Genomic DNA, 13,784 nt, shown 5'->3' on the forward strand with positions numbered 1-13,784 from the left:
TGGCCTGATACCGGCACTTGTTGCGAAAAACATAGTCGAAACTTCCACTTCCAACGGCTCAAGTCGACGAAACGGCAGCCGACAGCTTGATAACAGGAGACCATTACCATGCTGCCACCGCTGATTCCTTTGAGCGCGGCCCCCGTGACGTCGCAGCTGGACCCGGTCAAGCCCACGCCGGACATTCCGCCTGTGGCGCCGACGCAACCCAGTTCCAACGAAACCAACATTGATATGAGCGAACGCGACCGCGAACAGGCCGAGCTGCTGCTGCGCGAAGAGCAACGCCGCCAGCAACGACGCCGCCGGGATCGGCGCGTGGCTGATCGTCATCCCGACCTCGAAGAAGGGCCGGCCATCCCGGGCGAGTCGCTGAACGCTGACAACACCGTGCCGGTGGTGCCGATCATCGATAACGAACCGCGTCAGGGGCTGTGGGTGGATTTGAAGGTCTGACGCTGGTCAGCGCTGCCATGATTGCGCATTATTGACAGCAACAGGCATTCAAGAGCGGTACGCCCATGAGCGATGACGGAAAACTGGTAGACCTGAGCGTCGAGCGCGCCAAGCGCGTTCATGACCTCAATGACAAGCGGCTGAACGAAGTGCGACAGGCTTTCGAACAGGCGATGCCGCTCGGCAAGGGCAAGAAAAAGTCGAAAAGCAAACCGAAAAAACGCTGAATCCCTCCTGCTTCCGAAGCGGGTCGGCCCGGCATCGTTCGCGATGTCCCGCGGCATTGACCTGCGTCAACACTCGTCAATACTCGTCCGGTTAGTCTGCACCCATCGAACAGGGTCAAGCAGGAGGCGCGCTCATGTTTCTCGACCACGCAGTGATTGCCGGCGTCATGACAGTCGGTCTGATGGTGGTGTTATTTGCAGGCTTTGGACTGTTCATCTGGAGAGACTCACCCAGGCGCCGCAAGGAGTGAGTGCCCGATAAAAAGAGCACGCAAGGCATTTAGGGCAACTTCGGTTGCCCATTTTTTTGGGTGCATTTTTTTACTTCAGGAACGCGGACCCTGTTCAGGACGTCGTCTGACAGCGCCCGCTTCGGTCATTCAACCCACGGTGATCGGCGGCAACTCGGCGAGACTCACGGTCTGTTCCTTGCGCGGGGCGAGGATCTCGGCTTCGCCCTCGACCACCAATTCATCATGCTGGTTGAACACATTGGTGGCGATGCGCACGCGGAATTTCGGCAGTTTTTCGAGGATCTCCAGGCGCACGGTCAGCGTGTCGCCGATCTTCACCGGCTTCTGAAAACTCATCTTCTGACCCAGATAGATCGTGCCCGGGCCAGGCAGCTCGCAGGCCACTGCCGCGCTGATCAACGCGCCGCTGAACATCCCGTGAGCGATACGATCCTTGAACATGGTCTTGGCCGCGAACTCGGCATCCAGATGCACCGGGTTGCGGTCACCGGACATTTCGGCGAACAGCTGAATGTGACGTTCTTCGACGGTCTTGCTGTAGCTCGCGGTCTGGCCGACTTCAAGGGCTTCGTACGGCGTGTTGGTGACGTGTGTCATGTTGCGGTCCTGTGACGTGAATTGAAAAAAAGAAAAGATGAAAAATCCTGACCGATCACTCGCTGCGGCGCGGTCGCGGCTGTTCCAGCGCCTGTTCGAGCCAGGCGAGTAAATCATGAGTGACGGCCTGGCGGTTGGTCTCGTTGAGTATTTCATGACGCGCCTGCGGGTAGACCTTCAGTGCCACGGCATGATGATCGGTACCGGTCAGGGCGTCGGCCAGATCCTTGAGACGCTTGCCATCGCTGACCGGATCACATTCGCCGCCCATGATCAGAATCGGCAGGCTTTTGTCGATCTGCGCCAGGTTGGAACGCTTGCTGATCTGCTGGAGGCCGCCGAGCATGTCCAGCCAGAACTGATTGGTGCATCGGAATCCGCAGAGCGGATCGCTGATGTAGCGGTCCACTTCCTGTGGGTCGCGGCTGAGCCAGTCGAATGGTGTGCGTACCGGCTTGAAGCGTTTGTTGAAGGAGCCGAATGAGAGGAATTCGATCAGTGCGCTGCGGCCTGTTGCGCCCTGGCGCCAGCGTTCGAAGCGCGCCACCAGTCTGGCGCTCCGGTAAAGCGAGACCGGCTGGAAATTCGAGCCGCTCAAGATCGCGCCTTGCAGGCTCGCACTGTGGTGCATCAGGTAAGCCTGAGCGACGTAACTGCCCATGCTGTGACCCAGCAGAAACACCGGCACCTCGGGATGCTTTTGCGCAATCGAGGCGTTCAGGGTGGCCAGATCGCCTACGACTTTGCTCCAGCCGTCCCGATCGCCGTAGTGCCCGAGCAGTCCCTCGGATGCCGTCTGGCCGTGTCCGCGCTGATCGTGTGCATACAGTGCGAAGCCTGCCTGGGTCAGCGCCTCGGCCAGACGTTCGTATCGCCCGCTGTGCTCGGCCATGCCATGGGACAGCATCACCACCGCTCTGGCCTGTCCTTCAGGTGCCCAGGCATTGACGAACAAACGGCTGTGGTCGCTGGCGTCCAGCCAATAGGCTTCATGGTTCATGGCGTTTCCCTGGCCTTGTAAGAATTTGTCATGAAAATTGCGCGGCGAGCGCCTCGCATCAGTGTATAGCCGTTGCCAGATGGCGGTCTTGTCACACGCAAGATTCACGTCATTGATGACGGCCCGCGGCGTATTTGCCTTCTGCGCGTTAGCTGCTAACGTCCGGCGAACGCCCGTTTAAAAACCATTGGGCCAGCACTCTCAGGTAAGAGGATAAAAACAACATGCAACCTGACTTCTGGAACGACAAGCGCCCGGCTGGCGTCCTCTCCGAGGTGGACCTTCACGCGTACAAGTCAGTGGTCGAGGTGTTCGAGCGCAGTTGCCGGAAGTACGCCGACCGCCCGGCCTACAGCAATATGGGCGTGACGTTGACGTACGCCGAACTCGAGCGCCAGTCCGCGGCCTTTGCCGGCTACCTGCAGCAGCAGACCGAGCTCAAACCGGGCGACCGCATTGCCGTGCAGATGCCCAACCTGATCCAGTACCCCATTGCAGTGTTCGGTGCGATGCGCGCCGGCTTGATCGTCGTCAATACCAACCCGTTGTACACCGCCCGCGAAATGCGTCATCAGTTCAAGGACGCCGGGGTGCGGGCGCTGGTGTACCTGAACGTCTTCGGCAAGCACGTCGAGGAAGTGCTGCCCGATACCGACATCCAGTACCTGATCGAAGTGAAAATGGGCGACATGCAGTCGCCAGCCAAGGGCTGGTTGATCAACACCGTGGTCGAGAAGATCAAGAAGATGGTGCCCGCATACCACTTGCCGCAGGCCGTCTCGTTCAAACGTGTGCTCAAGCTGGGACGCGGCGATCATCTGCAGCAAGTGACACGGGGGCTGGATGATGTTGCGGTGTTGCAATACACCGGCGGCACCACCGGGTCGCCCAAGGGCGCGATGCTGACCCACGGCAATCTGGTGGCGAACATGCAGCAGGTTTATGCCTGCATGCTGCAGCACGGCGCCGATGGCTCGCCGATCTTCAAACAGGGCAGTGAAATCATGATTGCGCCGCTGCCGATGTACCACATCTATGCCTTCACCTGTAACTGCATGTGCATGATGGTCAGCGGCAATCACAACGTGCTAATCACCAATCCCCGAGACATCGGCGGCTTTATCAAAGAGCTGAAAAAATGGAAGTTCTCGGCGATGCTCGGCCTCAACACGTTGTTCGTCGCGCTGATGGATCACCCTGAATTCAAGACCCTGGATTTCTCTACGTTGCGCCTGACCAACTCAGGCGGTACGGCGCTGGTGAAAGCCACGGCCGAGCGCTGGCTGCAGTTGACAGGCTGCCCGATCGTGGAAGGCTACGGCCTGACCGAAACATCCCCCGTGGCCACCGCCAATCCCTACGGCGACAAATCCAGGCTGGGCACCGTCGGAATGCCGGTGCCGGGCACCACCGCGAAGGTGATCGATGACCAGGGCGCGGAACTGCCAGTGGGCGAGCGTGGCGAGCTGTGTCTGAAAGGCCCGCAGATCATGCTGGGTTACTGGCACAAGCCTGACGCCACAGCCGAGGTGCTCGACAGCGACGGCTGGCTCAAGACCGGCGACATTGCCGTGATCGACCCTGATGGCTTTATCCGCATCGTCGATCGCAAGAAGGACATGATCATCGTCTCAGGCTTCAACGTTTACCCCAACGAAATCGAAGACGTTGTCTCGCGCCATCCAAAAGTCGCCAACTGCGCGGTGATCGGCGTCCCTGACGAGCGATCGGGCGAGGCCGTGAAGCTGTTCGTCGTGCCCAGGGACGCAAGCCTGACGAGCGACGAACTCAAGGCGTACTGCAAGGAGAACTTCACCGGCTATAAAATCCCTAAACAAATCGTGCTGCGCGAGTCGTTGCCGATGACGCCGGTGGGCAAAATCCTGCGGCGAGAGCTTCGCGAAACCGCATAAGGCGGTTTGGCAAGAGAAAGGCGTGTCGCGAGGCACGCTTTTTTTTCGCGTGCAATCAGGGCTGTCGCTGCAAGCCGCTGGCCCCTGAATTCATTCGCCAGACGTCGGCGCAGGCGCTATAGCTATAAAGGTGCGGATCCAGCTGAGCCGTTGCGAATGCATTTGCTCTGCGCCGGGTTTGATCGGGTCAGACCGGGGCGTCAAAAGCAGGCATTTTCGACATTTAGGTTCATTGCTCTAAATGTGACCAAGATAAATTCAAGAGTCATTTATGTGACTGTAGGGGCCGCTTTTGGCCCTAGTCGGCATTTGGCAAAGCTGCTACGCTCGGCCCGCTTTTTGTCCAGTCGATAGACAAAACGCAGTGGCTACACCATTCCAAACACAAGAAATCATCGCATGAGCGGTGTGTAGAAACGCTGTCGCTGAGGAGTCGGCTTCCATGATCGAAAACTTCTGGAAGGATAAATATCCGTCTGGTATCGCTGCCGATATCGATCCGGACCAGTATCCAAACGTTCAGGCGGTATTGAAACAGTCCTGCGAGCGTTTCGCCAACAAACCTGCATTCAGCAACCTGGGCAAGACCCTCACTTATGGCGAGATGTACGCGCTGTCCGGGGCGTTTGCCGCCTGGCTGCAGCACCACACCGACTTGCAACCGGGCGACCGGATCGCCGTGCAGCTGCCGAACGTGCTGCAGTATCCGATTGCCGTGTTCGGCGCCATCCGCGCCGGGCTGATCGTCGTCAACACCAACCCGCTGTACACCGCGCGGGAAATGGAACACCAGTTCAACGATTCCGGCGCCAAGGCTCTGGTATGCCTGGCGAACATGGCGCATCTGGCAGAAAAGGTCGTGCCCAAGACCGGCGTCAAACACGTCATCGTCACGGAAGTCGCCGACCTGCTGCCGCCGCTCAAGCGGCTGCTGGTGAACAGCGTCATCAAGTACGTGAAAAAGATGGTGCCGCCGTTTCACTTGCCCAAGGCCGTCAAATTCAATGACGTGCTGGCGAAGGGGCACGGCCAGCCGGTCCAGGACGCGACACCCAAGAGCGATGACGTTGCGGTGCTGCAATACACCGGCGGCACGACCGGCGTTGCCAAAGGCGCGATGCTGACCCACCGCAACCTGATCGCCAACATGTTGCAGTGCAAGGCGTTGATGGGTTCCAACCTCAACGAAGGCAGCGAAATCCTCATCACGCCGCTGCCGCTTTATCACATCTACGCGTTCACGTTTCATTGCATGTCGATGATGCTGAGCGGCAACCACAACGTCCTGATCAGCAACCCGCGCGACCTGTCGGCGATGGTCAAGGAGTTGTCGAAATGGAAGTTCACCGGCTTTGTCGGGTTGAACACGTTATTCGTGGCGTTGTGCAGTAATGCAGACTTCCGCAGCCTGGATTTCTCCTCGCTGAAACTCACCCTGTCCGGCGGCATGGCGCTGCAACAGGCGGCCGCGGAGCGCTGGAAGGAAGTGACCGGTTGCTCGATCTGCGAAGGGTACGGCATGACCGAAACCAGCCCGGTGGCGACCGTAAATCCGATTCAGAAAATCCAGATGGGCACCATCGGTATTCCGGTTCCGTCGACGCTTTGCAAGACCATCAACGATGCGGGCGAAGAGCTGCCGTTCGGGGAAGTTGGCGAGTTGTGCGTCAAGGGCCCGCAGGTCATGAAAGGCTACTGGCAGCGCCAGGAAGCCACCGATGAAATGCTCGACGCCGAGGGCTGGTTGAAGACCGGTGATATCGCGGTGATTCAGCCCGACGGCTATATGCGCATCGTCGACCGCAAGAAGGACATGATTCTCGTGTCCGGCTTCAACGTGTATCCCAACGAACTCGAAGACGTGCTGGCCACGCTGCCCGGCGTGATGCAGTGCGCGGCGATTGGCGTGCCGGACGAGAAGTCGGGCGAAGCGATCAAGATCTTCGTGGTCGTCCGGCCGGGCATGACACTCACCAAAGAGTTGGTGATGGAGCACATGCGCGCGAACGTCACAGCGTACAAAGTGCCCCGCAGCGTCGAATTCCGCGATGCCTTGCCGACCACCAACGTCGGCAAGATCCTGCGCCGCGAACTGCGTGATGAAGAACTGAAAAAACTGGCGCTGAAAAAACCGGCGTAAGTGCTGGATCACCGACAGACCCCGCCATCGTGCGGGGTTTGTTTTTTCCAGCTGCGCAGTCTTTGCAGGAGCGTGGCTTGTCCCGCGGTCTGCCGGGACCGGCAGCAAATTCTGTCGACTCGGTGTGTCTGATGCGGCCGGATCTACCGGTTTGGCTGCCGCTGCGCGTCAGATCGCGGGACAAGCCACGCTCCTACAGGCACTGGGGTGTATCAGTGGATATGCATCCCCACCCCCAAATCTGCGACAATCCGCGCCCTGCATTCAGATAGAAAAGACTTCCCGCCCTGATGACCGACGAATCGACCTCAATCGACCAACTGCTGAAAAGCCTTGACCACGCGATGATCAGTGATCGTCATCGCTTGCGCCGTCAGTTGCATGAGCTGCGCAAGAAGCCCGACGAGGCGAAGTTGGCGCAGTGGGTCGAGCGTGTGCAGGCGTCGTGCGCGCGGGTCGCCAGTCGCAAGCAAAGTGTGCCGTCGATTCGCTACGACGAAAATCTGCCCATCGCGGCCAAGCGCGATGAGATCAAGGATGCACTGCTCAAGCACCAGGTGCTGATCATCGCGGGCGAGACCGGCTCGGGCAAGACCACCCAGCTGCCGAAAATCTGCCTGGAAATCGGCCGCGGCCAGCACGGTCTGATCGGTCACACCCAGCCCCGCCGGATCGCTGCCCGCAGCGTCGGCAGCCGGGTCGCGGAAGAAATCGGCACGCCGTTGGGCGCGCTGGTGGGATATCAGGTGCGCTTCGAAGACCAGAGTGATGAAAACACCCTGATCAAGTTGATGACCGACGGCATCCTGCTCGCCGAAACCCAGCATGACCGCTTTCTCGAACGCTACGACACGATCATCGTCGACGAAGCCCACGAGCGCAGCCTGAACATCGATTTCCTGCTGGGCTACCTGAAAACCCTGCTGCCGCGGCGCCCGGATCTGAAGATCATCATCACCTCCGCGACCATCGACCTTGAGCGCTTCTCCCAGCATTTCGACACGGCGCCGATCATTGAGGTCTCCGGTCGCACTTTTCCGGTCGACACCTGGTACAGGCCGTTGACCGCCGAGCAGGATGAAGAGGGCAACAGCGTCGAGGAGGACCTGACCGTCGATCAGGCGATTCTCGCCACGCTGGACGAGCTGGCGGCCTTCGAACGCAGTGAACGCAAATCGCCGGGCGACGTGCTGGTGTTTCTGCCCGGCGAACGTGAAATTCGCGATGCCGCCGAAATGCTGCGCAAAGCGCAGCTCCGACACACCGAAATCCTGCCGCTGTATGCGCGGCTGTCGCCGGCCGAACAACAACGGATTTTTCAGTCGCATCCGGGACGTCGCGTGGTGCTGGCGACCAACGTCGCTGAAACCTCGCTGACCGTGCCCGGCATCCGCTACGTGATCGACACGGGCACTGCGCGCATCAGTCGCTACAGTTATCGCGCCAAGGTCCAGCGGCTGCCCATCGAAGCCATTTCCCAGGCCAGTGCCAACCAGCGCAAGGGCCGGTGCGGCCGTGTCGAGCCTGGGTTATGCGTGCGCCTGTACAGCGAGGAAGATTTCCTCTCGCGTCCTGAATTCACCGATCCCGAGATTCTTCGCACAAACCTGGCAGCCGTTATCCTGCAGATGCTGCACCTGCGTCTGGGCCAGATCACTGATTTTCCGTTCATCGAGCCGCCCGATGGCAAAGCCATCAGCGACGGTTTCAACCTGCTGCAAGAGCTGTCGGCGGTCAACCGCGAGAACCAGCTGACGCCACTGGGGCGCCAACTGGCGCGCCTGCCCGTGGACCCGCGCATGGGCCGCATGCTGCTGGAGGCTGCCAAGCAGGGCAGCTTGCAGGAAGTGCTGATCGTCGCCAGCGCCATGTCGATTCAGGATCCGCGAGAGCGTCCGCCGGAACGCCAGCAGGCGGCCGATCAGGCTCATGCACAGTGGAAAGATCAGGATTCGGACTTCGCCGGGCTGGTCAATCTGTGGCGTGGGTTCGAGGAGCAGCGCCAGGCGCTGACCGCCAGCCCGTTGCGCAACTGGTGTCGGCGCAACTTCCTCAACTACCTGCGCCTGCGTGAGTGGCGTGACTCTCACCGTCAGTTGAGCCTGATCTGCCGCGACCTGCAGTTGACCGTCAACAAGGATCCGGCCGACTACCCGAAATTCCACAAGGCCGTGCTGTCGGGCCTGTTGAGCCAGATCGGCCAGAAGACCGAAGAAGGCGATTACCTGGGCGCGCGTCAGCGACGGTTCTGGGTGCATCCATCCTCGGGTCTTGGCAGAAAACGCCCACAATGGATCATGGCCGCCGAACTGGTGGAGACCACCAAGCTCTACGCGCGAATGGTCGCCAAGATCGAGCCAGACTGGATCGAGCCGCTGGCCGGGCATCTGGTCAAGAAGAACCATTTCGAGCCCCACTGGGAGAAAAAGCGCGGGCAAGTCGTGGCCTTCGAGCAGATCACCTTGTTCGGCCTGATCGTCGTTGGCCGGCGTCCCGTGCACTTCGGGCCGATCGATCCGGTGGTTTCCCGCGAGCTCTTCATCCGTGAAGGGCTGGTGCGTGGCGAGATTCAGTCGCGGGCCAAATGCCTGAGCGCCAATACCCTCCTGCTCGAGCAACTTGACGAGCTCGAAGCCAAGGCGCGGCGCCGTGACATTCTCGCTGACGAGGAAACGCTGTTCCGGTTCTACGACGAGCGACTGCCTGCCGAAATCCACCAGACGGCGACGTTCGACGCCTGGTATCGCATGGAAAGCCAGAAGAACCCGCAGTTGCTGATCATGCGCGAGGAGGACGTGCTCGCCCGCGAGGCCAGCGAAGTCACCGCCAATCAGTACCCGGACACGCTGCGCCTGGGCGATTTGACCCTGCCGCTGACGTATCACTTCGAACCCAATCATCCGCGCGATGGCGTGACGTTGCGCGTGCCGGCGCCGTTGCTGTTGTCGTTACCGGCCGAGCGGCTGGAGTGGCTGGTGCCTGGGCTGCTGGAGACCAAATGTGTCGCGCTGGTGCGCAATCTGCCCAAAGCGCTGCGCAAGAACTTCGTGCCAGTGCCTGATTTCGTCAAGGCCGCGCTGCAGCGCATGGTGTTCGCCGACGGCTCGCTGCCGCAGGCATTGGGCCGCGAGCTGCTGCGCATGACCGGCGCACGGGTGTCCGACGACGCTTGGGCCGAGGCAGCGCAACAGCTGGAAAGCCATCTGAAAATGAATCTGGAAGTGGTCGACGCCAACGGCAAGTTCCTCGGCGAAGGTCGTGATCTGGATGAGCTGACCGCGCGTTTTGCCGAGGCCGGCCAGGCCGCCCTCGCGGTGCCGCAGTCGGCCAGAAGTCAGCAACCCGTCGAAGCCAAGGGCTTTGCGGCGGTCGCGGAGAAGACCCAGCAGAACATCGCCGGGTTGTCGATGACGGTCTACCCGGCGCTGGTCGAAGAAAACGGCACGGTCAAAGAGGGCCGTTTTTCGACCCAGACCGAGGCCGAGTATCAGCATCGTCGGGCCCTGCAACGCCTGCTGTTGCAGCAGCTGGCCGAGCCTGCAAAATTCCTGCGCAGCAAACTGCCGGGTCAGACCGAGCTTGCGTTGCTGTATCGCGACATGGGCCGGGTCGACGCACTGATCGAAGACATTCTGCTGGCGAGCCTGGACACCTGCATCCTGGAGGGCGAGGCCAGTCTGCCTCGCGACGGCGCCGGGCTGATGTCGCTGGCCGAGCGCAAGCGAGGGGCGCTGACCGAGCATGCCGAGCGGCTGGCGAAGCTGACGCTGGAAATTCTCAAGCTCTGGCATGGCCTGCAAAAGCGCTTCAAGGGCAAGATCGATCTGGCTCAGGCCGTTGCGCTCAACGACATCAAGGCGCAACTGGGCAAGCTGGTGTATCCGGGATTCGTGCGTGAAACTCCGGCACAGTGGCTCAAAGAGCTGCCGCGCTACCTCAAAGCCATCGAGCTGCGACTGGAGAAACTGGGCAGTCAGGTGCAGAAAGACCGGGTCTGGAGCATCGAGCTGGGCAATCTCTGGGCGCAATACCAGACTCGCGCCGACAAGCATGCCCAGGAAGGCAAGCGCGACGACGAACTGGTGACCTATCGCTGGTGGCTCGAGGAGTATCGCGTCTCGCTGTTCGGCCAGCAGTTGGGAACGAAGGTGCCGATTTCCGACAAGCGCCTGAGTAAACAGTGGGCGGCGGTGGAAGGGTGACTCTTTCGTGGACTATCCGAATCGCCAGGCTCACCCCAAAGGTCGGTTATAAGCGGGATTAACGGGCTGCCGTTCAGTGCATCGATAGCGCCAAATCTCGGCCGTTATGGCAAACTTCGCGGCTAAAACCTCAAAGCGTTACCCATATTGATCTCCCGTATACGGGGGAATTTATCGTTGCATTGGTACTGTCGTTCCAAAACAGCCAGGACCATGCTTGCGCAGGCGACTTGTCTGCTGCCATCCAAGAGAGAGGAACGACCGTGTACGACGTCGTGATCAGTGGGACCGGACTTTTCACCCCGGCCAACAGCATTTCAAACGATGAACTGGTGCAGTCTTTCAACACCTACGTCCCCCAGTTCAACGCAGAGAATGCCGCTGCTATCGAAGCGGGTGACGTTCAGCCGCTGACCGAATCCAGCGCCGCGTTCATCGAGAAGGCCAGTGGTATCAAGAGCCGCTTCGTCATGGACAAGGACGGCATTCTCGACCCGCAGCGCATGAAGCCGCGCCTGCCCGAGCGCTCCAACGATGAGTGGTCGATCCTCTGTCAGATGGGTGTGGCCGCTGCCGAACAAGCCTTGCAGCGCGCCGGCAGAACTGCTGCCGACATCGATGGCGTGATCGTCGCCTGTTCCAACCTGCAGCGTGCGTACCCGGCCATCTCGATCGAAATCCAGTCGGCGCTGGGCGTTCAGGGTTTCGGTTTCGACATGAACGTCGCCTGCTCGTCGGCCACCTTCGGCATCCAGACTGCGTGCAACAGCGTCAAGCTGGGTCAGGCCCGCGCGCTGCTGGTGATCAGTCCGGAAATCTGCACGGCCCATCTGAATTTCCGCGACCGTGACAGCCACTTCATTTTCGGTGACGCGGCGACGGCGGTCGTGGTTGAGCGCGCCGATCTGGCGACCTCCGCGCATCAATTCGAGATCGTCAGCACCAAGCTGCTGACCACGTTCTCCAACAATATCCGCAACAACTTCGGCTTCCTCAATCGCACGGCGGAGGAAGGTGAGGGCAAACCGGACAAACTGTTCGTGCAGGAAGGCCGCAAGGTCTTTCGCGACGTCTGCCCGATGGTCGCCGAACTGGTGGCGGCGCACCTGGACGAAACCAGTCTGAATGTCAGCGACGTGAAGCGCTTCTGGCTGCATCAGGCGAACCTGAGCATGAACCACTTGATCGTGAAAAAACTGCTCGGGCGTGACGCCTCCGTCGAAGAAGCGCCGGTCATTCTCGACAGCTACGCCAATACCAGCTCGGCAGGTTCGGTGATCGCTTTCCACACGTATCAGGACGATCTGCCAGCCGGCGCGCTCGGCGTGTTGAGCTCGTTTGGCGCGGGCTATTCGATTGGCAGTGTGATTCTGCGCAAGAAGTGATGCGCCCTGAATGACCGCGGTCGATGAGGCAGGGTTGTCCGGCGTATCGCCTGACGACAAAAAAGCCCGGCGCTGAGCTGTCGGAACGGATGATGGGGATCCGACAGGGCAACGGCGGGCTGGAAGTCTGGAGCGCTTCAGGCGACGGGAGCGGGCCGCCTGGAGTTTGTCACCGGGTATTCAGACGGCGTCTGGCTTAGAACTTGGCCATGACGTCCAGTTGCAGCGTGTTGGCATCCTTGTCGCGTTGATTGCGCGGAGCAGCCTGTGCGGCGGCGTTCGCGAAGTCAGCTTTGGTCAGGAAGTACGTCGCGCCGACCGAGAAGTTCTTGTCGATGTCGTAGGAAACGCCCAGTTTGTGACCGCGCGAACCGGTAGTGCCGTTGGCGAAGTCGGAGTCGGTGAAGGCGCCAACCACTGCGTTACGCTGAGTATCGCGATAGTTGTAGTCCAGGCCGAAGCCGAAAACCTTGGTCTTCACACCCGCCAGCCACGCCGTGTCTTCGTCGCTGTCGGTGGCGCTGTTGACCACGTACTGACCGTACAGGCTGACCGGCACTGCCAGACCGGTGAAGTCCAGTTGACCGAAACCTTCATACAGGCGGAAGTCGTTGGTGTCGTTGCCGTTGATGTTCAAGCCGCAGAACGTGGTCGAGGTGCTTGCCGCTGTCGGATCACAGTCGTTGGCGTTTTCGTACTGATACACCGAACCACCGACGGTCATCTTGGCGTTGTCAGTGACGGCGATGCGTGTGCCCAATTGAGCGGCGTTCAGGCGCAGGTCGTTTTTGAATTGCGTGCCTTCACCGCTGATGTTGTCTTTGAGGGTGTAGGTACCGGCGCTGCCGAACAGCTCGAAGCCCTTGGTGACCGGCAGGCTATAAGTGGCCGCCAGACCTTCAGGGTTGATGTCGTTGTCCCAGATCACGTCGCCTTCGCTGACCCACGGCTGAGCCATCTTGCCGCCGATGATGTGCAGGTTCTGGATGGCGGTCGGGTGGTAATCGATGTAGCCCTGATCCAGCCACAGGTCTTTCTTGGTGAAGTAGTCGTTCTGGTCGACGTTGGTGGAGTTGGCCTTGTTGTCGCCACCGGTGGCGATACGGATACCCGTGCTGACCTGCGGGTTGATGTCGGTATACGCACCCAGACGAACGCGGATACGCTGACGGTTGCGATCCTGGCTGTTGTTCTGGTCGTCGATCTTGACGGTTTCCTGGCGAACGCGAACGTCGCCCTTGAATTGAGTCTTGGCGGCCCAAGCCACTTTCTGTTCGAACGCGGACAGCTCCGACGATTTGGCGGCGGAAGCAGCTGCGATCTGGTCAGCGGTCGCTTTCTGCGCCTGTTGTTGAGCCAGCTGATCCTTGGCGAGCTCCGATTGCAGCTCGGCATACTGAGCAGGTGAAATCGAGCCGTTGGCCTTGAGCATGTCGAGCAGTTTCGCGTCGACTGCGGCGCTGGCCGGTACACTCATGGCCAGCAGCAGCCCGCCACACAAGGCTGCCGCAGTTTTCGTGGAAGCAAGACGCATATCAATCTCCGTAAATGAGAAGGATGACTAAGCCATCCAGGGAACAACCGACCGTTGGCGGGCGGGAAGAAATCGA

General features: G+C 60.2%; 10 protein-coding genes. 7 read left to right on the forward strand and 3 right to left on the reverse strand.

The window, feature by feature from the left end; translation table 11 throughout:
• Window positions 1-108: 108 nt before the first annotated feature.
• The 3 genes from AAGQ88_RS06185 to ccoM all read left to right on the forward strand — a co-directional run bounded on the left by AAGQ88_RS06185 (window position 109) and on the right by ccoM (window position 934).
• Window positions 109-456 (forward strand): aspartate-semialdehyde dehydrogenase, encoded by a 348-nt coding sequence (locus AAGQ88_RS06185; RefSeq protein ID WP_285422604.1) that lies wholly within the window; start codon window positions 109-111, stop codon window positions 454-456.
• Window positions 457-521: 65 nt separating this feature from the next.
• Window positions 522-683 carry a hypothetical protein gene (locus AAGQ88_RS06190; protein WP_285422603.1) on the forward strand — a complete coding sequence of 54 codons (162 nt, stop codon included), beginning with the start codon at window positions 522-524 and terminating at the stop codon, window positions 681-683.
• A gap of 134 nt (window positions 684-817) precedes the next feature.
• Entirely contained in the window at window positions 818-934 is a 117-nt protein-coding gene (ccoM, locus tag AAGQ88_RS06195) for a cytochrome c oxidase subunit CcoM (protein WP_285422602.1), read from the forward strand.
• A 129-nt stretch (window positions 935-1,063) separates the two neighbouring features.
• On the opposite strand, the gene AAGQ88_RS06200 is transcribed toward ccoM, so the two are convergent.
• Window positions 1,064-1,534: a MaoC family dehydratase gene (locus AAGQ88_RS06200; RefSeq protein ID WP_093461054.1), complete on the reverse strand. Its 471-nt coding sequence runs from the start codon at window positions 1,532-1,534 to the stop codon at window positions 1,064-1,066.
• A gap of 55 nt (window positions 1,535-1,589) precedes the next feature.
• On the reverse strand, window positions 1,590-2,534 hold the full coding sequence (locus AAGQ88_RS06205; RefSeq protein ID WP_342654736.1) for a lysophospholipase: 945 nt from the start codon (window positions 2,532-2,534) through the stop codon (window positions 1,590-1,592).
• Window positions 2,535-2,758: 224 nt separating this feature from the next.
• On the opposite strand from AAGQ88_RS06205, the gene fadD2 reads away from it, so the two are divergent.
• The 4 genes from fadD2 (at window position 2,759) to AAGQ88_RS06225 (ending at window position 12,174) form a co-directional block, all read left to right on the forward strand.
• A complete protein-coding gene (gene fadD2 / locus AAGQ88_RS06210; RefSeq protein WP_342654737.1) occupies window positions 2,759-4,447 on the forward strand; it encodes a long-chain-fatty-acid--CoA ligase FadD2 in 1,689 nt (562 codons plus the stop codon).
• A gap of 442 nt (window positions 4,448-4,889) precedes the next feature.
• Window positions 4,890-6,587 carry a long-chain-fatty-acid--CoA ligase FadD1 gene (gene fadD1, locus AAGQ88_RS06215; RefSeq protein ID WP_285422599.1) on the forward strand — a complete coding sequence of 566 codons (1,698 nt, stop codon included), beginning with the start codon at window positions 4,890-4,892 and terminating at the stop codon, window positions 6,585-6,587.
• A gap of 290 nt (window positions 6,588-6,877) precedes the next feature.
• A complete protein-coding gene (gene hrpA / locus AAGQ88_RS06220; RefSeq protein WP_342654738.1) occupies window positions 6,878-10,789 on the forward strand; it encodes an ATP-dependent RNA helicase HrpA in 3,912 nt (1,303 codons plus the stop codon).
• 263 nt (window positions 10,790-11,052) lie between these two features.
• Entirely contained in the window at window positions 11,053-12,174 is a 1,122-nt protein-coding gene (locus AAGQ88_RS06225; protein ID WP_342654739.1) for a beta-ketoacyl-ACP synthase III, read from the forward strand.
• Window positions 12,175-12,370: 196 nt separating this feature from the next.
• Here AAGQ88_RS06225 and AAGQ88_RS06230 read toward each other — a convergent pair whose 3' ends face one another.
• A complete protein-coding gene (locus tag AAGQ88_RS06230; protein WP_285422597.1) occupies window positions 12,371-13,708 on the reverse strand; it encodes a putative porin in 1,338 nt (445 codons plus the stop codon).
• Window positions 13,709-13,784: the final 76 nt, after the last annotated feature.

The organism is Pseudomonas sp. F3-2 (assembly GCF_038804275.1).
GTDB lineage: Bacteria > Pseudomonadota > Gammaproteobacteria > Pseudomonadales > Pseudomonadaceae > Aquipseudomonas.

What these genes read in the sequence shown, in the direction of transcription:
- AAGQ88_RS06185 (WP_285422604.1), top strand. Translation starts at nt 109, where the DNA reads ATGCTGCCACCGCTGATTCCTTTGAGCGCGGCCCCCGTGACGTCGCAG.
- AAGQ88_RS06190 (WP_285422603.1), top strand. Translation starts at nt 522, where the DNA reads ATGAGCGATGACGGAAAACTGGTAGACCTGAGCGTCGAGCGCGCCAAG.
- ccoM (WP_285422602.1), top strand. Translation starts at nt 818, where the DNA reads ATGTTTCTCGACCACGCAGTGATTGCCGGCGTCATGACAGTCGGTCTG.
- AAGQ88_RS06200 (WP_093461054.1), bottom strand. Translation starts at nt 1,534, where the DNA reads ATGACACACGTCACCAACACGCCGTACGAAGCCCTTGAAGTCGGCCAG.
- AAGQ88_RS06205 (WP_342654736.1), bottom strand. Translation starts at nt 2,534, where the DNA reads ATGAACCATGAAGCCTATTGGCTGGACGCCAGCGACCACAGCCGTTTG.
- fadD2 (WP_342654737.1), top strand. Translation starts at nt 2,759, where the DNA reads ATGCAACCTGACTTCTGGAACGACAAGCGCCCGGCTGGCGTCCTCTCC.
- fadD1 (WP_285422599.1), top strand. Translation starts at nt 4,890, where the DNA reads ATGATCGAAAACTTCTGGAAGGATAAATATCCGTCTGGTATCGCTGCC.
- hrpA (WP_342654738.1), top strand. Translation starts at nt 6,878, where the DNA reads ATGACCGACGAATCGACCTCAATCGACCAACTGCTGAAAAGCCTTGAC.
- AAGQ88_RS06230 (WP_285422597.1), bottom strand. Translation starts at nt 13,708, where the DNA reads ATGCGTCTTGCTTCCACGAAAACTGCGGCAGCCTTGTGTGGCGGGCTG.